19 protein-coding genes are annotated in these 19177 nt (G+C 63.0%); 9 read left to right on the top strand and 10 right to left on the bottom strand.

Features of this window, described 5'->3' with window-relative positions; translation table 11 throughout:
- Window positions 1-543 precede the first annotated feature (543 nt).
- The 3 genes from B0G69_RS05275 (at window position 544) to B0G69_RS05260 (ending at window position 3082) form a co-directional block, all read left to right on the top strand.
- Entirely contained in the window at window positions 544-1182 is a 639-nt protein-coding gene (locus B0G69_RS05275) for a transglycosylase SLT domain-containing protein (RefSeq protein WP_121315938.1), read from the top strand.
- Window positions 1183-1359: 177 nt separating this feature from the next.
- Entirely contained in the window at window positions 1360-2046 is a 687-nt protein-coding gene (locus B0G69_RS05270; protein WP_121315937.1) for a DUF2242 domain-containing protein, read from the top strand.
- A 784-nt stretch (window positions 2047-2830) separates the two neighbouring features.
- A complete protein-coding gene (locus B0G69_RS05260; RefSeq protein WP_121315935.1) occupies window positions 2831-3082 on the top strand; it encodes a hypothetical protein in 252 nt (83 codons plus the stop codon).
- 86 nt (window positions 3083-3168) lie between these two features.
- Here the strand turns inward: B0G69_RS05260 and B0G69_RS05255 are convergent, their stop codons facing one another.
- Complete coding sequence (locus B0G69_RS05255) at window positions 3169-4098, bottom strand: DMT family transporter (RefSeq protein WP_121315934.1); 930 nt, start codon at window positions 4096-4098, stop codon at window positions 3169-3171.
- A gap of 307 nt (window positions 4099-4405) precedes the next feature.
- Here B0G69_RS05255 and B0G69_RS05250 point away from each other — a divergent pair, with 307 nt between their 5' ends.
- Together B0G69_RS05250 and B0G69_RS05245 are read left to right on the top strand one after the other, a co-directional pair.
- Window positions 4406-5158, top strand: coding sequence for an IclR family transcriptional regulator C-terminal domain-containing protein (locus B0G69_RS05250; RefSeq protein ID WP_121319114.1), 753 nt, complete (start codon window positions 4406-4408; stop codon window positions 5156-5158).
- A gap of 223 nt (window positions 5159-5381) precedes the next feature.
- Window positions 5382-5594 carry a hypothetical protein gene (locus tag B0G69_RS05245; RefSeq protein WP_121315933.1) on the top strand — a complete coding sequence of 71 codons (213 nt, stop codon included), beginning with the start codon at window positions 5382-5384 and terminating at the stop codon, window positions 5592-5594.
- A gap of 146 nt (window positions 5595-5740) precedes the next feature.
- On the opposite strand, the gene B0G69_RS05240 is transcribed toward B0G69_RS05245, so the two are convergent.
- Together B0G69_RS05240 and B0G69_RS05235 are read right to left on the bottom strand one after the other, a co-directional pair.
- Entirely contained in the window at window positions 5741-6019 is a 279-nt protein-coding gene (locus B0G69_RS05240; RefSeq protein ID WP_121315932.1) for a hypothetical protein, read from the bottom strand.
- 173 nt (window positions 6020-6192) lie between these two features.
- Complete coding sequence (locus tag B0G69_RS05235; RefSeq protein WP_121315931.1) at window positions 6193-6948, bottom strand: Mut7-C RNAse domain-containing protein; 756 nt, start codon at window positions 6946-6948, stop codon at window positions 6193-6195.
- Window positions 6949-7042: 94 nt separating this feature from the next.
- Between B0G69_RS05235 and B0G69_RS05230 the strand changes: the two genes are divergently transcribed.
- Window positions 7043-7912: an NAD(P)-dependent oxidoreductase gene (locus B0G69_RS05230; protein ID WP_121315930.1), complete on the top strand. Its 870-nt coding sequence runs from the start codon at window positions 7043-7045 to the stop codon at window positions 7910-7912.
- Window positions 7913-8068: 156 nt separating this feature from the next.
- Window positions 8069-8704 (top strand): LysE family translocator, encoded by a 636-nt coding sequence (locus B0G69_RS05225; protein ID WP_121315929.1) that lies wholly within the window; start codon window positions 8069-8071, stop codon window positions 8702-8704.
- 272 nt (window positions 8705-8976) lie between these two features.
- Here the strand turns inward: B0G69_RS05225 and B0G69_RS05220 are convergent, their stop codons facing one another.
- The 6 genes from B0G69_RS05220 to B0G69_RS05195 all read right to left on the bottom strand — a co-directional run bounded on the left by B0G69_RS05220 (window position 8977) and on the right by B0G69_RS05195 (window position 15735).
- Window positions 8977-9801 (bottom strand): OmpW family outer membrane protein, encoded by an 825-nt coding sequence (locus B0G69_RS05220; protein WP_121315928.1) that lies wholly within the window; start codon window positions 9799-9801, stop codon window positions 8977-8979.
- Window positions 9802-9974: 173 nt separating this feature from the next.
- Entirely contained in the window at window positions 9975-11219 is a 1245-nt protein-coding gene (locus B0G69_RS05215; RefSeq protein ID WP_121315927.1) for a DUF2957 domain-containing protein, read from the bottom strand.
- Window positions 11220-11319: 100 nt separating this feature from the next.
- Complete coding sequence (locus B0G69_RS05210) at window positions 11320-12735, bottom strand: DUF2957 domain-containing protein (RefSeq protein ID WP_121315926.1); 1416 nt, start codon at window positions 12733-12735, stop codon at window positions 11320-11322.
- Window positions 12736-13221: 486 nt separating this feature from the next.
- A complete protein-coding gene (argC, locus tag B0G69_RS05205; protein WP_121315925.1) occupies window positions 13222-14169 on the bottom strand; it encodes an N-acetyl-gamma-glutamyl-phosphate reductase in 948 nt (315 codons plus the stop codon).
- Window positions 14170-14359: 190 nt separating this feature from the next.
- On the bottom strand, window positions 14360-14932 hold the full coding sequence (locus B0G69_RS05200; RefSeq protein ID WP_121315924.1) for a flavodoxin family protein: 573 nt from the start codon (window positions 14930-14932) through the stop codon (window positions 14360-14362).
- A 203-nt stretch (window positions 14933-15135) separates the two neighbouring features.
- Window positions 15136-15735, bottom strand: coding sequence for a YbhB/YbcL family Raf kinase inhibitor-like protein (locus B0G69_RS05195; RefSeq protein ID WP_121315923.1), 600 nt, complete (start codon window positions 15733-15735; stop codon window positions 15136-15138).
- A 263-nt stretch (window positions 15736-15998) separates the two neighbouring features.
- On the opposite strand from B0G69_RS05195, the gene B0G69_RS05190 reads away from it, so the two are divergent.
- Complete coding sequence (locus B0G69_RS05190) at window positions 15999-16688, top strand: response regulator transcription factor (protein ID WP_121315922.1); 690 nt, start codon at window positions 15999-16001, stop codon at window positions 16686-16688.
- 91 nt (window positions 16689-16779) lie between these two features.
- Here the strand turns inward: B0G69_RS05190 and B0G69_RS05185 are convergent, their stop codons facing one another.
- Entirely contained in the window at window positions 16780-17466 is a 687-nt protein-coding gene (locus tag B0G69_RS05185) for an orotate phosphoribosyltransferase (RefSeq protein ID WP_121315921.1), read from the bottom strand.
- A 389-nt stretch (window positions 17467-17855) separates the two neighbouring features.
- Between B0G69_RS05185 and B0G69_RS05175 the strand changes: the two genes are divergently transcribed.
- Window positions 17856-19088: an MFS transporter gene (locus B0G69_RS05175; protein ID WP_121315920.1), complete on the top strand. Its 1233-nt coding sequence runs from the start codon at window positions 17856-17858 to the stop codon at window positions 19086-19088.
- Window positions 19089-19177: the final 89 nt, after the last annotated feature.

Raw genomic sequence — 19177 nt, 5'->3', positions numbered from 1 at the left:
AGCCTACACCCGGTTGTCCGCCACCCTGTTCGCGGGCGGCGTTCATTGTCTCAAATACGGGGGAATTCAACCGGCAGCGGGGAGGAGGCCGACGTAATTAAGCTGTGGACGGAGCGGCAGCATCGTGAAGCTTCGCTGCTCGCGACACTGGAGCATCCTCGATATGGGACACGCTTCAAAGACATGTTCGACCCGACCATCCTCGCCGATTCAACAGGAAGCGTTCACTCAGATCCATGCACTCGATCGAACACTTCGAACCGGCGCAGTGAGCTTTCACTTTGACATCAGCGAACTCGATTACTGTCTTGGATCTTAAATGCAACTAACGGAACATAAGCCAAGAGTCAAAAACCCCTGTTCAGCAATCCGGCCGCGGGCACTCCGACACGCCGACCCCGATTACGAACTGAACGCGAGCGGAGTGAGGTGAACAGCGCTGGAAACCGATCATCCTTGATTTAAAAAGAGAAATTGCGCTCGCCGGACGCCTCGTTTCGGTGCGACGCTATAATGCCCGGTCCTCATCCTTCCATTCCCCTCATGAGCCGGTTACTTTGCCTGATCGTGCTTTCGCTCGGCCTGATGCAGACCGCAACGGCCGACGAGAACACCGACCGCATGTCCGCGTATCTGACGCACAAGTTCGGTCTCGCAAAGGATAAAGCTCAAAAGATTTCCGACGCGGTGCAATCCGCCGCTTCGAAATATTCCCTCCCGCCGGCGCTTCTGCTGGCCATCATCTCGATCGAATCCCGCTTCAAGGAAAAGGCCAAAGGTGCCAACGGCGCGACTGGCCTGATGCAGGTGGTGCCGCAGGCTCATCGCGGGCTGCTGCGGAACGTCAAGGACCTCACGGAGCCGACCGCGAACATCGAAGTGGGCTCGGCCATCCTGTACGGCTACATGCGCTCGGCCAACGGCGACCTGAACGCCGCGCTCAAGAACTACGGCGGTTCAAAGGCGTATGCGCAAAAGGTCAGCTTGCGCGCCGAAGATTTCGCCGAGATCGCCGCGTCGCAAGACCTTGGCCAGCGTCCTGGAACGGCCGCCGACACTTGCAAGGATGAGCGTTGCGCGGCGCCCGGTTACTGGGCGAACGCGTTTGCCGTGCCTGCCATCACTGCCGGGGCCCAGGCAAGCAGCGCCGCGGCGAGTGGTTTGCCTGCGGCATCGCACTGAACTGGTTTTTTCCTTCGTTTTCTTTCCGCCTGCGGCGCTACAACCCGCCGCGGTAAGCGTTCGTCATGCCGTGCAAGGCGGCGCGCGGCTGACGTTGCATGCTTTTTACGCACACCGGGCGACCCGCTCTACAATGCATTTCCATTCGCGCTCACGCAGCGTCCCTTGCAATCGACCATGTTGACCTCGCTTTCCAAAACCACGACCTCGGCCCTGTTCGGCCTGTTGATCCTTGCCGCGTGCAGCAGCGCACCGCAACCGAAATTCCAGCAGGAATTGTTCGAAACCGGCGCGAGTCCTTACGCGCGCAATTTCAATTCGAGCACCACGGATAGCTGCGAAGCCGCGCGCCGCGCCCTGCTGAGCCAAGGCTACCTGACGACGATGACCGGCAACGATACCGTCGACGGAACCAAGAACTTCCAGCCGACGGGCGACACCCACGTCGTCGTCGAGTTTCATGTGGTCTGCACGCCGGGCGAGGAGGCGAGCGATACGAGCATCGTTTACGTCAACGCCGTGCAGAACGGCTTTGCGCTGAAGAAAAGCGATACGTCGGCAAGCGTCGGGCTAAGCGTGCTGGGTTCGCTCTCGCTGCCGATCCGCTCGAACAGCGACGCGATGGTCAAGATCTCGAGCGAAACCATTCCGTCGGGCAAGTTCTATGACCGTTTCTTCGGCCTCGTGGATCACTATCTGCAGACCGTCGTGCGCACGCAGCCGGTTGCCAATAGCCACATCGAAACGCGTCTTCTGCCGATGCCGGTCGAAGTGACGACGCCCACGCTCGTTCCCGACTTGCCTGCACCAGTGGGCCAGGCCACCGCGGTTCAACCGGCAAGCGGAGTTCTCGCGTTGCCTTGAGGTGCCGTTCCGCGTGAACGAACGGTTAAGGTAGGGCTGGTCAGGACCGCCTCAGCCTTCGATCTCATCGCACAGCGGTACTTATCCTATGTTTTTTACTTCATACGTATACATATGTAGTAGTAGATAACAAGGATTGACCGCCTCTGTGGATAACTCCCAAATGTCCCATTGCATCAAGGTCATGCAAAATCCGTAACCCTGCGGATCAAACGTGTAGAAAAACTACAAAGCGGGGATAACTCTGACACGGACTCCTCGCGCGTGCGCTTTATCAAGAATCCGCGCACAGGCTGTCCTATGCGCTATCCCAAAGTTATTCATAGATGTTTGTGGATAACTACCTCCCGGCCATTTCTTCCACAGGCCGCTGAGCCGGGCTCTTCCGGCGCATAGAGCGCTCGCCAGCGTACAGACGCTCATCTGCCGAACGCGCACATTGAGACTGGACGGTACGAAGATTGCGTGTCTTTTTTTGCAAGCGCAACTGTTGCTAATTAGCGAAAAACATTTCGGCGACGCCCATCCAGGCATAGAGTTAAAGTGTTTTCTGAAGTTATTGGTGCAGTGCGGGGGGGTGTATGAAACGCAGATCAGCACGACAGCTCGTCCGTCTTCTAGCGGATATCCGACATGCCACCCATTGCAGCACGCTGCGGGCGGCAGCCACCAACCGGGCCATCGCCCTCGCATCCGCGGAAGCCGACGCGGACGCCGCCGACAGCGACGACAACCCTGAATCCCCGCGCGATGCGCGTCAGGACAAGCCGGTCAGGAGCGGATCATGAGAGCCGCGAGCGAACAGTCGCTGCGTTTTCTGGTGGAGAAGTGGCTCGCACCGGCGCAGTCCGCGCCGGTCCACGTCACCGAATTCAGCCGCACCCGCGTGGGAGGCCGGCGTTATGTACGCGTCGAGACGTCTGCCAAGGGCGGCACACGAAGTCTCTTCTTCTTTCGTCACGACGACGGCTGCTGGTGCGTGTTTCCGCCGACCGGCGATACGTCGAATGTTTTCGCTCATCCGCGCGCGGCGTAGCTGATGTACCCGGGCTGAAGGGCGCCGGGCGCGGTCGCCGAGCGTCTTCGCGGTCTCGAGCGAGGCGCGCTGGCTAAGCTACGCCGTCACGACGCCTGACGCACGCGCTCGCGCCCACGTCGCCAGCCTGGCATCACCTGACACACGATCAGACCCGCCAGCATCAGTGCGCAGCCGGACATCGCGCGTGTCGACAGCGTTTCGCCCAGCACAAGCCAACCCGCGAGCGCGGCGAACACCCCTTCCATGCTGAAGATCACCGCCGCGTGCGAAGGCGCTGCGTACTTTTGCGCGACCACCTGAATCGTATAAGCGATGCCCACGGACAGTGCTCCACCGTAGGCGATCGTCGGGGCGGCGCGCGCGATCACGGCAAGACTAACCGGCTCGATGGCGAGGCCGACCACGAGGCATGTCGCGCCGCACGTCACGAATTGCACGAGTGCGAGCATGAGCGTGTCGTGGCGCAGCGCGAAGTACCCGACGAGCATCATCTGCACGGAGATCACGAGGGCGCCCGCCAGTTGATACCAGTCGCCGTCAAGCATCGAAAAGTGTTCGTCGACGCTCAGAAAATACATGCCGACGGCCGCCAGCGACGCGCCGAGCCACGTGGCAATGCCGGTGCGGTGCCGAAACAGCACGCCGAGCAACGGCACGATGACCACGTATAGCGAGCTGATGAAGCCGGCGTTGGCGACCTTGGTGTATTGCAGGCCGATCTGCTGCAAGGAGATCGACGCGGCAAGCACCACGCCGAGCAGCGCGCCGGCGCCGAGCAACTCGCGTGCGCCGCCGGGTTCGCGCTTCGACAGTTCGGCGAGCGCGGAGCGCCGCACGCACACGATCAGCGTCAGCACGACGAGCGCGCCGAGCAGGAAGCGCAAGCCGGTGAACAGGAACGGTCCGATCGCATCGAGACTCAGGCGTTGCGCGACGAATGCAGAGCCCCAGATCATCGCGGCGATCAGCATCAGCAGATTGGCGCGCAGGTGTTGGCGGGTGTCGGGATTCACAGGCGGTTATTCGAGTGGGATGGTTCTTATGAGGCGTTCGCGGCGTTTCGGGCAGCGGGGGCGGCGCTGTGCGCACTATGCAATGCGGAGGGGCTTCAATGCACGCGCGCTGCCCTGTCCCGAATCGCCCACATGATACGCGGGCAGCCGGCCATGATCGGAACAACGGGTGGGTGGCCACGGCGTCGGTCGGTTCGCATTGAACACCGCCTTCCCGTGCGCACCGTCCAACTCGCGCGATAATCGCGCAACGGCCGTCCGGCCGAATGACACCTTACGCCACCCCGCCGACTTTCAAACAACCGCGATGGACGACAAAGACTGGATCGCCGGCGCCGCGAAGGCGTTGGCGATCATCGAAGCATTCGACGAAGAGCATGCCCGCATGACGCCGACGATGGTGGCCGCCCGCGCGAGCCTGTCGCGCACCGCAGCGCATCGTTACCTGTTGACGCTGCGCGAACTCGGCTACGTGGACACCGATGGCAAGCTGTTCTGGCTCGCGCCTCGCGTGCTGCGGCTCGGCCAGTCGAATCTGGATTCGGCGCGCCTGCCGCGCACCGTGCAGCCGTTTCTCCAGCGCATCACCGCGACCGTGCAGGAAACCGCGCTGGTCGCGATCCTCGACGAACACGACGTGGTGTACGTCGCGCGCAACGGCGTGAATCGCGCGATGGCGGTCGGCTTCGTGCTCGGCTCGCGCGCGCCGGCGCCGTTGTCGTCGGCGGGATTGGTGCTGCTGGCGTTCCAGGCACCCGAAAGCATCGATCATTGGCTCGCGTCCTATCCGATCAAGGTGTTCACGCCCTATACCTACTCGACGATCGAACGGCTGCGCGAAGTGCTCGGCGAAATCCGCCGCAACGGTTACATGGTCACCGACCAGCAACTCGAACTGGGGGTGCGCGGCGTCGCGGTGCCGTTGCGCGACCGGCATGGCTCGGTGGTGGCGGCGATCAGCGTCAGCATGCCGATCGGCCAGGAGTCGGCGCACGCCGCGCTGCAGCGCGTGTTGCCGACCCTGCAGGAAACCGCCAGCCTGCTGCGTAATCTCGTCTGAAGACAGCTAGGTAATGTCCCTGGTATGGAATGCTTAGCGATCGAAAGCATGTCGCAAGCAAGCTGTCTCCCGGAAAATACATATCGAGTTTTGCGCATGACAAACTGCCTACGCCAGGTAATACTCTGCGCGGGGAGCGGGGAGGCGCTCGTGCCTTGCCTGCTTTACCGCGCAGCTTATTTCATTCACATTGACTCAGTCGCAAAGGTTTGGGGAACAACACATGAAAAAAGTTATCGTCTCGCTCGCAGCCGCATCGATCGCGCTGGTCTCCGTTCAAGCTTTCGCACAGGCATCGGACGCAGCAGCGCCGGCCGCAGCAGCTAGCGCGCCGAAGAAGCACCACTCCAAGCACCTGAAGACGCACGGCAAGCGCGCTCCGGTTTCGGCAGCAGCTTCGGCCGCTGGCACGAACGACAAGGGCGTGCAAAACTAAGCTGACGTCCGGTTCGCCGGGCGAGCCGGCGCGGTGTGCGGCGCTAGATGGCCAACGTCGCGCGGGCGCGCAAAAAGGCGTTGTCAGCAAAAAGGCCAGAGCACAAGCTCTGGCCTTTTTGCATGGACGGCAGGGTGATACGGCGATCAGCCCGCGAGGCCACGCTTGATCACTTCGTTCAGCAGGCCGGTCATACCCTCGGGATGCGTGGCGGCACGCGTTTTCAACTCGGTGACCAGTTCGCCGTTCAGCTTGCACGCGAACGCCACGAGGCCTTGCGCCTGATCGAGCTTGCGTTGCTCGCGGCGATCGAGCTTCGGCTCGGCGGCTGCGGCTTTACCGAAACGCTCGGCCGTCGACTGCTTCATTGCGTTGTTCAGTTTGAGCGCCTTGTTTTTTTCAAGGTCGGTTTTTTTCATCGCCATACGGAAGGCCTCTGCCAGATAAGTAATCCCGCATTGTACGCACCGCGCCGTGCGTAGCGGGAAAGGCGGCGCTCAGAGCCGGCAGCAGACGCGCAGCAACCCATAGGGCGACGCACGTGAGCCGCGAACAGGCGCAGAGCTTCAGGACCGTCAGCGCGAACTCCGAACGGTGTTTAACCTGGCCGCTCCGGCGCCACCGCCACGCTATCGATCAGCGCGCGCATCCGCTGCCAGTGCGTGCCTTCCCAAAATACGCGCCGGCACACGTCACAGGTGACGAACTGGTTGTGCCGTTCCAGTACGCCATCGGGTGCGCGGGCGCCGACTTCCTCCTTCGCGATTCGCCGCAGCGGCGCATTGCACATCAGGCACAGACGGAACGGTTGCGCGCTGCCGGCCAGATCGAGCCGTTCGAATACTTCGCGCAATTGCTCGCGCGGCTTGAGCGTACGGACATAGCAGCCATGCGTGATGCTGCGGCGTTTCAACAGCTCACGGTCGCGTGTCAGCACGATGCGCTGTTGCGCAACGCAAAGCGCTTCGATATCGGCGTCGGGATAGTGGTTGTCGTATAGCGTGTCGAAGCCGGCTAGCCGCAGCAGCGGCGCGAGGCCGCCGAGATGCGCGTCGGCGATGAAACGCAGCACGCGCAGCGGCCGTTCGCGCACGCGTAGGAGCGGGCGGATGTCGAGCGCCTCGAACTTCGGATAAACGGCGATGCGGTCGCCGTCCACCAACGGATGATTGAAACCGACCGATTCGCCGTTCACCAGGATCAGTTCGACTTCGGTGTGCGGCACGCCGAGCGCTTCGATCATGTGCTTCGCGGTCGCGTTGGACGCGCAGGCGTAGCTGAACGCGCGCCGGCGCAGCGGCCGGGCGAGAAAGTCGTTCAACTCCTCATAGAAGCGGAATGTCGCGGTGACCATCGCAGCAGTATCGCACTGTGTTTTGTTGCGCGCTGCCCTGCACGTGTCGCATCGATGTGCTTTACTTCGAGTTCCTTAGAAGACGGAGCGACAGATGGACATCGGTTTTATCGGTCTCGGCGAGATGGGCGCCGTGATGGTTGCAAACATTCTGAAAGCCGGGCATCAGGTGCGCGTGTGGAACCGCTCGCCGGAGCGGGCGCAGCCGCTGGCCGATCTCGGTGCGCTGGTCGTCGCGACGCCGGCCGAAGCGTTTGCGGGCGACGCGGTTTTCTCGATGCTGGCCGACGATAGCGCATTGCGCGAGGTCGTTACCGCATCATTGCTGGAGCATGCTCCGCGTGGCCTGATCCACGTGAACATGGCGACGATCTCGGTGGCGCTGGCCGAGGAGCTGGCGACCGCGCATGCGTCGCGCGGACTCCATTACGTGGCGGCGCCGGTGTTGGGGCGACCCGACGTCGCGGCTGCGGGCAAGCTGACGATCGTTGCCGGCGGCCCGGCCGAGGCGATCGACCGGGTTCAGCCGGTGTTCGACGTGATCGGCCAGAAAACCTGGCGTATCGGATCGCTGCCGCAACAGGCGAACGTGATGAAGCTCGCCGCGAATTTCATGCTCGGCGCGGCGATCGAGACGCTCGGTGAAGCGGCTGCGATGGTGACGGGGCATGGCCTCGCGATGCAGGATTTTCTCGACGTCATGACGAGCGGGCTGTTCACGGGTCCGGTCTATTCGGGCTACGGCAAGATGATCGCGGAGCAGCGCTTCGAGCCGGCGCTGTTCAAGGCGCGTCTCGGGCTGAAGGATCTGCGCCTCGTGCTCGCCGCAGCCGATTCAGTGACGACGCCGATGCCGATCGCCAGTGTGGTGCGCGACAGCCTGATCGAAGCCGTGGCGCACGGCGACGGCGAGAAGGACTTTGCGGTGCTGGGCCAGGTGGCGGCGCGGCGAGCCGGGCGTTAAAAGAGCGGGGCGGCGCGTGCGGGAAGCCGCTCGCTGCCGCCGCGGACGCAAACGCGGAAGCGGGTCCCGCGCGGACACATTTGCAAACAAAGCCTCAAACAAAGCCCCAACCGGGCGGGCATAATAGCCGCCCGATCCCAATCCGCTTCGATTCTCATGACTCTGCATACCTGGTGGCTGTTTGTCGCCACCGTCTTTGTCGTTTCCGCGATTCCCGGTCCGAACATGCTGCTCGTGATGACGCACGGCGCCCAGCACGGCTTGCGCCGTTCCAGCGCGACCATGGCTGGCTGTCTGTCGGCGCTGGTGCTGATGCTCGCGGTGTCGGCGGCGGGACTCGGTGTCGTGCTCGCGGCGTGGCCGGCCATGTTCAACGCGCTGCGCATGATCGGCGCTGCCTACCTCGTCTATCTGGGCATCAAGGCATGGCGCGCACCGGCTGACGAAGCCGCCGCCGATAGCGTCGACGAACTCGCCGCCAGGCCCGCACGTTCGCGTTTCGCGCTGTTTCGCAACGGTTTTCTGGTGGCGGGCAGCAACCCGAAGGCCATTCTGTTCGCGGCCGCGTTGCTGCCGCAATTCATCGATGCCACGCAACCCAAGCTGCCGCAATTCGGCATGCTCGTGGCGACCTTCGCGGCGATCGAGGTGAGCTGGTATCTCGTGTATGCGGGGTTCGGCACCCGCATCGGCGCGAGACTGAAGAGCCGCAGCGTCGCGCGAATGTTCAACCGGCTGACGGGCGGGTTGTTCATCGGCTTCGGCGCAATGATGGCGCTGGTGCGCCATTAGGCAGGCGGCCGCATTCATACGCGCCCGGAGCGTTGTATTTGAACAACATTGAGGGTCAACCCTAATTTTCATGTTGCGTCGCACCAAATCATTTGCTATAGTTCGTCTGTCTCCTCCATGTCTCCTCTGATATGGATTCAGCCCGCCCACGTAGGCGGGCTTTTTTTCGCCCAAAATTTGCCGGCGTCGGCTGCATCAAACGTCGCGCGGAAAAACAAAGCCGGCTGACCCCTTTGCGTGGAGTCGCCGGCTTTGTCGTATAGGCGCGGAACTCAGAACCTGTACGAGACGGCCAGGAAGGAAATGATCGGATCGGCCTTCAGGTCCGCCTTCGAGACCCCTAACGCCGTGCCATCCGCCGCCTTGATGATGACCGACGACGTGGTCTTCAGCGGAATGTAGGTGACCGAGGCCACGAGACCCCAGTGATCGGTGATGTTGTACGCGAGACCGGCATTGAACACCGGCGCCCATGACGAGGACGCCTTCGCCGACACCTGCGTCTGCCCCGGCTTGCCGGCGCCCGCGGCCAGCACCGCGCCGAGGTTGTTCTGCGTCGACTTGACGAAGTTGTCGCTGAGCTGGATGTCGGAGAACCAGTTGTACGACACGCCGATGCCGACAAACGGCCTGAACTTCGCCGTCGGCGAGTTGAAGTAGTACTGGAACATCAGCGCCGGGCTCCACTGGCGCACGCTCTTCACGATCGGATTGGCCTGGGGATCGCCCAGATCCTGCTGGCCGAGCGCGCCCGCCGGCCCCGGCGGCTTGATGACGCCGTGTCCGTAGATCTTGAAGACCGGCGGCACGCCTGCCACCGTCGTCACCGCGATATGGTCGGTGAGGTAGTGGCTGAAAACGAGACCGACGGTATTCGCGCTATTAGTCGACAAGCCCGTGCCGGCCGACGTGAACGAACTCGGCAGGCGCAGCGGCGTGTTGATCGGCGTCGGGGCGACGTGGGTGGTGAGCGGCGTGCTCGAATCCTGCGGCATCACGTGGAACCAGCCGAGCACGGCAACGTTGTCGCCCGCATGCTGGGCGTACGCGCTGGCCGACAGCAGCCCGGCCAGTAACGCGAGACAGATCTTCTTCATGTTTTTCTCCTCAGGCGCTCGTGCGGCGCATCGCGCGCGACGAGCGGCGGCGGGCTGGTCGGCCCGGCCAGAGCGCTGAATAGTCGTGGGGCGCCTGCTGCCGCGTCGCGCAAAGCGCACGGCAGCCGGAATGCGAACACCGCGTGGCGCACGGGCGGCGTATGCCGCGCCCGCTACTGGACGAAGGCGCCGATCGTGAAGTACGGCGAGGCCGCGTTGGTCAGATCGAGGTAGCCGAACACACCGCCGCTGAAGATCATCTTTCCGGTCGGCGTGGTGCCGGTCGTGGCGCCCACGTGCATGGTCGTCACGACGCCCGGCACGGTTTGCGTGAAGTCCAGATTCAGTGCGGTCGCGAGCGAGGCCTGCGAGGCGTTGAACGGATCCAGCAGCGTGGCCTCGGTGCCTTCGAGCGCGGTGGTGCGGTAATCGAACTGGCTATCCACGCCGATGTACTCACCGTTCTGCGAGTTCACCGCAATCGTGTTTTGCGGCGACAGGATCGAGATGCCCGATTCATCGTCGGCATAGGGGCCGAGCGCGTCGTTGTGCGGCACGGTGATCGACGAGTTCGCGGCGCCCGCGCGCACGAGGATCGGCACAAGCTGGTTACGCAGCTTGCCGACGATCATGTAACCGCGGGCTTTCGGCGTGCTCGCGAGTGTCGGTTTCGCCTGGCCGAGGAGGTTGTTGGTCTGGAACCCGCCGCTGCCGTCGGCCGCCGGCGCGAAATTGCCGCCCGGTTGCTGGCAGGTGCCGGCGTTGATGCCGGAGTTGTCGCACTCGGTCCACGTGCCGTCCGCGTTGATCGTGATCTTCGAATCGACCGCGACCGGCGCGAAATTCTGCGACGGCACCTGGTGATAGCCAAGCTGGTTGTAGGTGCCGGCGACGTTCGCGAGATTCGTTTCAATCGACGAGAAGCCGATGAACGGGTAATACGGGAAGGTGGTATCGGGCACCGCGCCCACCCCGAGAATCCCGCCGAACGAAATCTCCGCGCCGGGAATCGTGCCGCCCGCCACCCCTTCGCCGACGAAAATCCGCGCCGGCCGGTTCGGGTCGAGACTCGCGCCGTTCAGCCGGAACGCGCACTGGTTGAGCTTGTTAGTCGGCAGCAGGGTTTCCTGCGTCAGCGTGCCGCTCGCGGTCTGGCCGGCGCGAGTCGGGACGACGGTGCCGGCGGTGGCCGGGATCGGCGACTCGATGTAATTGACCTGCCACGTCATCCCGGTCGTATCGAGTTGCAGCTTGACCAGTTCGCCGTCACCGCCGCCGCCCGTGAACACCGTGCCGTAGTCGAGCGATGCGGGACACAGGCGGACTTCCGTCACCGGCCCATCACCGCCGCCTCCCCCGCCACACGCCCCCAACAACGGCGCAGCAAAAGCGAGCACCGAAAAGACTCTCCAATTCATACCGCCTCCAGAATTTTCTCGTTGTGGGTGGCCGGCTCCCGGTCCAGCCACCTTCTGTTTTGTGTTTTTTCCGCACCGCGAACGGCCGGCTCGTTGCGCGTTACTTGCTGATCTGCGCGCCGATGCCGAAGTAGGGCGTGCTCGGCGTATCCGCGTTGGCCGAGGTGGGCGCGAGGCCGCCGTTCTCCGTGCCCTGGATGGCGATGGCATAGAGGCCGCCCGACGCAATCGCGAAGCCGGCAGCACTGCCCTGCACCCCGACGAGGCCTGGGCTCTGCAGACCGTAGGTCAGACCGAAATGGTCTTCGGGCGCGGAAGTCGACGGGTTGATGAAGGTGCCGACGGCGCCCTGGATCAAGGTCGCGGTGTTCCTGAAGTTCGAGTCGGCGCCCACGTAGCCGCCGTCGAAACCGCCGGAGGCAAGCGGCGTGGCCGCGGCGAGCATGGCGATGCCGGATTCGTCGTCGACTTTGGCGTCGAGGTGGAATGGATCGGTGCCGAGATTGATGGCGCCCGTGCGCACGACCAGCGGTACGGTCGCGCCATTGATCTGGCCGAGAATCATGTGCGCCGTCGCCGACTTGCCGCTTGCGCCGATGAGCGGCAACTGGAACTGCGGCACGATTTGCGGCGCGAGCTGGCTGTCGAAATAGCCATTGCTGTTCAGCGTCAGCGCATTGCCGGTCGTCAGGCAGCCGCCGGCGTTCGCCGAGTAGTTCGGATTGGCGGTATTGCTGCTCGTGCAGGCGCCGCTCGCGTCGAAGGTTTCGACCGTGTTGGTCGCGACCGTCGCATAGTTGCCCGACGGCGCGAGGTGATACAGCAAGCCGTTGTAGGTGCCGGCCAGCTTGGTGAGGTCGGTCGTCGTGCTGGCAAACCCGAGGAACGGATAGAAGTCGAAATGACGGCTCGGCACTTTGCCGATGCCCGAGCCGACGAGCGGAATCGTCAGCCCGTCGAACTGGACCGTTGCGCCCGGAATGCCACCGCCCGCGACGCCGAGGCCGACAAGGATCATCGGCGGATTGGGGTTGTTGACGAAGTCCGGCGTGGTGTAAGGCTGGCCGTCGCCGGGTGCGGTGCCGGTGCCCGCGCCGAGAATGAACGCACAGCGCGTTTGTTCGGCGGTCGGCAGCGCACCGGCGGGCGGGTGGATCACCGCGCCGGTGATTTGCGTGCCGGCGCGCGTCGGTGTGACCTGACCCGTGCGCAACGGAATCGGCGATTCGAGCCACTTCAGCGTGTAAGTCATCGCCGTCGCGTCGATGTTCACCTGGACGACTTCACCGCTTCCCGCTCCGCCCAGATAGGTGGTTTTGACGATGTCGGCGGTAGCGGGGCATAACGCGGCCGCGCCAGTACCCGTGGGGGGCGGGCCCTGCACGCCGCAGCTCGCGCCCGAGCATTGCGGCGTGTCGATCGTGCCTGGATTGTCGGCTTTGCCGCCGCCGCAAGCGACGAGTAATGGCGCTGTGGCAAGGGCCATTGCGAGGCCGAGATTAATGGCGTGCGACATACCGCTGTCTCCGTTCATGTAATTGTGCGAAGTAATTTCGCTGCGCGGTTAATCGCTGTCAATTGAATGAGCCGTCTAAAAAGATCGATTCAAACAGCGTGAATTTCGGCGCGTACGCACTGCACGGACACTTGCGGCCCTTTTAAACAGAAAAGTGATTTTCGCGAACAGGACGGCGCCGTTGCGTCGCCGCACGCCCGTGATGGGCAAGCGTTATGGCAAAAAGGCTCTATCATCTTCGAACGATCGTTCGCGAAAAAATTGGGTGTTTCCCTATGCGGAAAACTATGCGAGGCGAGCGAATTAAAGGAATGAATTACCGGTAGTGCACGGCATTGCGATTTTCTTTTTTTAGAAATTCGGGCTAATACCAGTCGAGCTTGCAATTAGAATTAACGCGAGTGGCTTTTAAAACAAAAAAGCCGGTCTTTGCAGACCGGCTTTTCGATGGAAGCGACGGCGAACTGCCGTCGATACCTCGGTTATTCAGCGCTTCAAGCCGCTTTCTTCGGCCGCGCCGATGGCCAGATTCATACACTGGATCGCCGCGCCCGACGCGCCCTTGCCCAGATTGTCCAGTCGCGCGACGGTCACGAAGCGCTCTTCGTTGCCGAACACGAACAGGTCGACACGGTTGGTGTCGTTGTTCGCCTGCACGTCGAAAAAGCCGCTGTCCAGGTTCGCGTCAGCATCGAACGGTGCGACGCGCACGAAGGCTTCGCCCGCGTAGTACTCGGCGAACAGCGCCTGCACGTCTTGCGGCGTGGCCTTCTTCGCCAGCTGGTTCGGCGAGAAGAACGTGGTGACGGCGAGACCCTTGTAGAAGTCGCCGACGATCGGCGTGAAGATCGGCGCCGAAGTCAGACCCGTGTGCGCCGCCATTTCCGGCAGATGCTTATGCGTGAGGCCGAGCGCATAGGGACGCGGGCTCTTGAGCTTGTCGTTACCGCCAGCTTCGTACTCGGCAATCATCTTCTTGCCGCCGCCGCTGTAGCCGGTGATCGAATAAGCGTGCGCGGCGAAGTCGGCCGCGACCACGCCCGCTTCGACGAGCGGACGCATTGCCAGCACGAAGGCCGACGCGTGGCAGCCAGGCACGGCGATGCGCTTGGCCGTACGCAGACGCTCGCGTTGCGTACGGGCCAGTTCGGGCAGGCCGTACGCCCAGTCGGCGGAGGTGCGGAACGCGGTGCTCGCGTCGATCAGCACGGTGTGATCGTTGGCGACCAGTGAAGCGGATTCGCGCGACGCGACATCGGGCAGACACAGGAACGTGACGTCCGACGCGTTGATGAGACGGCGGCGCTCTTCGAGGTCTTTGCGCTTCGCTTCTTCGATACGCAGGATCTCCACGTCGGCGCGTTGCGACAGGTATTCAAAAATCTTCAGGCCGGTCGTGCCTTCCTGTCCGTCGACAAAAACTTTCGTGCTCATCTCGATCTCACTCGCTTGCTGGAAACGGGGCGCGACGCCGCGCCGGAACGCTATTTTAAGACCTCACGCCGGCGGACGTGCGAAACGGGGCGAAAAAAACGACGATGCGCGCCGAACGTGACATCGGCGTGACCTCTTGTGGGGTAGATACCAGCCGATGCCGCCCGGTTCGCGACAGAGCGGCGGCGCGTTAGCCGCGCGCGGCGATCCACCGTGCCGTCACGCCGGCCACGCGGGCGCCGAACATTCGCGCCGTTTCCAGATCGCCGGCGGGCGGCGCCTCTTCCGGCGACGCGTCGGCCGGCGATTGCGTGAGCAGGCCGGTCGAGCCGCCCACGTAGTTCAGATCGTTGCGGGTCGCCGCCTTGGTGTTCGACGGCATCATGCCGGTGCCCGCCCAGATCATGCCGTGTTGCATCGCGAGCGTGACGAGGTACTGGATGGTCGAGAACTTGTCGCCGTTCATGGTCGCCGAGTTGGTGAAGCCGGCCGCGATCTTGTCTTTCCACGTTTGGCCGAACCACGGCTTCGAACTCGCGTCGGCGAATTTCTTGAAGTCCGCCGACGGACCGCCCATGTAGGTCGGCGCGCCGAAGATGATGGCGTCGGCGCCGGCCAGTTCGGTCCAGGCCGCATCGTCGATTTCGCCGACCGGCAGGAGCCGCGCCTGCGCACCGGCTTCGATGGTGCCCGCGAGCACCGCTTCAGCGACCTTCTTCGTGTGGCCGTAGCCGCTGTGATAAACGATGACGATCTTCGACATGAGGTTCTCCGGCAGTAGTGAAACAGGATGGGTTCAGGCGCAGCAATGGTGCGCAGGGAGAGCCGCGCGCACCGCCTCGCCGCACATTAGGGCGCACGGATGACAGAAATTCCGCGCGCGCGGCCTGTCGATGCAAACCGTACACCAAGCTTCATGACCTCGCCGCGTCGCTGCGCTCGATCCGACGAACCCATCGGACGACCCTACCGCCCGTAATTGACCACCATGCGCGCACTACCGAGCGAGGCAGTGCCGATCTCATGATCGAACATCAGCGCCGGGCGTCCTTGCGCGAGGCGCAGGTCGGCGGTGCTCAGCGCATAGACAGTGATGATGTAGCGATGCGGTTTGCCCGGCGGCGGACAGGGGCCGCCATAGCCGTCGGTATCGAAGTCGTTGCGCGCCTCGACGGCGCCGAGTTTAGTAAGGAACCCGGAGGAACTCGCGTTCTCGGGCAAGCTGTCGACTTTCGCCGGAATGCCGGCGACCGCCCAATGCCACCAGCCACGGCCCGGCGCATCCTGATCGAACATGGTGATCGCGAAGCTGCGCGTGCCGGCCGGCGCGTCGCGCCAGGTCAGTTGCGGCGAACGGTTGCCGCCTTTGCACTCGGCCTGATTGAAAACCTGTGCGGCTTCCACCTTGCCGCTATGGAAACTGGCGCTCGTCAGCGTGAACGGGGTCTCGGCGAACGCGCATGGACTATGCATCAGGAATAGAGCCAACCCCAGCGTCGCGCAGGTGAAGAACGGCGTACGGTACAGCGGTAAAGCAAGCGAAACAACCAGGCAACGCGAGCGCATGTGCCGGTTCTCCTATCAGGGCGCGAGGTGCTTGTCCTCGCGATGGTTGTTGTCCTTAATCGTGCCCCAAGGTCGAATCAAGTCTAGCATTAGCTCTGCGATACATCATTGTTGCCACACCGTGGGATTTGCGAAGGGGAAATCGGCTATAGTCGGAGGAATTGCCCGCGCGACACCGGCCCCGCGTTCTCATTCGTGTGCATACAACATAGAAAGACATGGTAGAAGTTGTGGAGAGTGATTTACCAATCGAGAGGAGGGCGATGCAAGATCACCTCAAGGTCGTGGTCGCCGACGATCACCCGGTCATTCTGTTCGGTGCGGAGCACGCGCTGCTCAAGTTTCCGGGGCTGGAAGTCGTCGGTCGTGCGCGGCAGTCAACTGAGCTGGTCAAGATGCTGCAAACCTCGCCCTGTGACGTGCTTGTTACGGATCTGGCGATGCCGGGCGGGCAGTATGGCGACGGGCTGCAGCTGATCGGCTATCTGCGTCGCAATTTCCCGGATCTTCCCATTGTCGTGCTCACCATGCTGGAAAATGCTGCACTGCTGAAGCGGCTGAGGGAGCTGGGCGTGACGTCGGTCGTTCATAAATCTGACGATCTGAGCCACATTGGGCTCGCGGTGCAGCATGTCAGCCGCCACCTCGAATACATGAGCCCTTCGGTGAAGGCGGTGCTCGATACGCTACGCATGAATTCCGGTGGCAAGAGTGATGACGTTATGCTGTCCAAACGCGAACTGGAAGTGGTGCGTTTATTCGTATCGGGCATGACGATCAAGGAAATCTCCGAGCAGCTCAACCGAAGCATCAAGACGATCAGCACTCAGAAAAACGCGGCGATGCGCAAGCTCGGTATCGATCGCGATTCTGAATTGTTCCAGTATGCGCAGAGCAACGGCTTGCTGAATCTGTCGTCGCCCGCACCGGAAGATTCCGGCGACATGTCTTAGCGCCGGGTGACAAAAAAGCCGCCTGTCGTGAGACAGGCGGCTTTTTCAATTCAGACGGCTAGAAGGTCTGTGCTAACGCGACGTCTGCTGCTTACTGCGGCGTCGCGTTTGCGCCGCCATGCGCTGCCGACCATTCGGCCGGTGCGTGCAGGAATTTTTCCACTTCGTCGAGCGTCTTCGTGTCGAAGTATTGGTTTTCCTTGGCGATGCGCAGGACGTCCCACCACGTGGCCAGCGCGTGCAGATCGACGTCGATGTCTTTGAGCACCGACACGCTTTCCTTGAAAATGTTGTAGTGGAACAGCACGAAGCAATGATTCACCGTGGCGCCGGCAGTGCGCAGCGCGTTGATGAAGTTGATCTTGCTGCGGCTGTCGGTGGTCAGGTCTTCCACCAGCAGCACGCGCTGACCTTCGGTCAGCAGGCCTTCGATCTGCGCGTTGCGGCCGAAACCCTTCGGCTTCTTGCGCACGTATTGCATCGGCACCATCAGGCGGTCGGACAGCCATGCCGCGAACGGGATGCCGGCGGTTTCGCCACCGGCGACGGCGTCGATCTGCTCATAGCCGACGTCGCGCAGGATGGTCGCTTCGGCCATTTCCATCAGGCCACGACGCACGCGCGGATACGAAATCAGCTTGCGGCAGTCGATATAAACCGGGCTCGCCCAGCCGGACGTGAAGATGTACGGTTTCTCCGCGTTGAAGTGCACTGCCTGAACTTCTAGCAGCATTTTTGCGGTCGTATCGGAGATCGTCTGGCGATCGAAGCCTGTCATGGGCGGGATCCTTGGGTATGAGCGGGAGAAGCGGGCGCGCGGCCCGGTGGCGCAGCAAGCGAGGTATGCCGCGCCATGCTGGGCGGAATACGCTGCCGGTCAGTGGCGCCGTTAGTGGACAAAGGCCGGTTTTTGCTGCGCGCGTAGGCCGACATTTTACCTGAAACGGACCCTTCGGACGAGGCCGTCGTGCGCGGCTAGCGCGAATGGCGGTCATCACGGCCGGCGCCAAGCCGGCGTTGCGAACCATGCCGGGGCCGGCCGTCGAATCTGCGCCGGAGCTCGCCCGCCGCATTTTGGTCTCGCTTGTGAGCAGTCGGGGGCGCCTTTACACTCACGCGAATTTCTCGGGCGCAGCCGCGTGCCCCTTGACCTACGGAATGCTTTCAATGACCGCCGCCTCCTCCGCCTCCGACATCCGCGCCCCCGCGAAAAATGGCTATGCAGGCCGCGCGCTGCTCGCGTCGGCGCTGGGTTATGCGATGGACGGCTTCGATCTGCTGATTCTCGGTTTCATGCTGCCGGTGATCGCCGCCGACTTGCATCTGACCTCCACCCAGGCCGGCTCGCTTGTCACATGGACGTTGATCGGCGCGGTCGCGGGCGGTCTGATCTTCGGTGTGTTGAGCGACTATTTCGGCCGCGTGCGAATGCTAACTTGGACGATCCTGCTCTTCGCCGCGTTCACCGGCCTGTGCGCGCTGGCGCAGGGCTATACGGACCTGCTGGTGTATCGGACCATCGCCGGCATTGGGCTGGGCGGCGAATTCGGCATCGGCATGGCGCTGGTGGCCGAAGCGTGGCCCGCGTCGCAGCGGGCGCGCGCATCGTCGTATGTCGGGCTCGGCTGGCAGGCCGGCGTGCTGGCGGCCGCTTTGCTGACGCCGCTGCTGTTGCCGGTGATCGGCTGGCGCGGCATGTTCGCCCTCGGACTGCTGCCCGCCGCCGTCTCGTTCTTCGTGCGGCGCCGCGTCGAGGAGCCGGCGCTCTTCAACGAGCGCGTGGCGCGCGGCATGCGCAAGCTGCCGTTCAAGCTGCTGGTCGTCGATGGTCGCACCACGCGCGCCAGCATCGGCGTGGCGATTTTGTGTTCGGTGCAGAACTTCGGCTATTACGGCCTCATGATCTGGCTTCCGAGCTATCTGTCGCAGACCTTCGGCTATTCGCTGACCAAATCCGGCATCTGGACCGCGGCGACGATACTCGGCATGGCGAGCGGCATCTGGCTGTTCGGCGTCGCGGCCGATCGCTTCGGCCGCAAGCCGACTTTTCTGTTCTACCAGGCGGGCGCCGTGGTGATGGTGTTCGTCTATGCGCACCTGAGCACACCTATGGCGTTGTTGATCGGCGGCGCGGCGATGGGCGTGTTCGTCAACGGAATGATCGGCGGTTATGGCGCGCTGATTTCAGAGCTCTATCCGACCGATGCGCGCGCCACCGCCCAGAACGTGTTGTTCAACGTCGGCCGGGCGGTCGGCGGGTTTGGGCCGGTGGTGGTCGGCGCGTTGGCCGCACGTTATTCGTTCGGTGCGGCGCTTGCCTTGCTTGCTTCGATCTATCTGCTCGACATCTTCGCGACACTTTTTCTGATTCCCGAACGACGAGGCGCCGAGCTCGAATGAGCGTCATGGGCTGCGATGGCCTGCGCATCACTTGCGGACGACAAACGGCGCGATGGGTGCGGCGTCGCAGCATCGCCAGCCCTTGTTTC

Source organism: Paraburkholderia sp. RAU2J, from assembly GCF_003634845.1.
Lineage (GTDB): Bacteria > Pseudomonadota > Gammaproteobacteria > Burkholderiales > Burkholderiaceae > Paraburkholderia > Paraburkholderia fynbosensis.
Note: the sequence above shows the minus strand (reverse complement) of the source record. Positions and strands in the feature narration are given on the sequence as shown.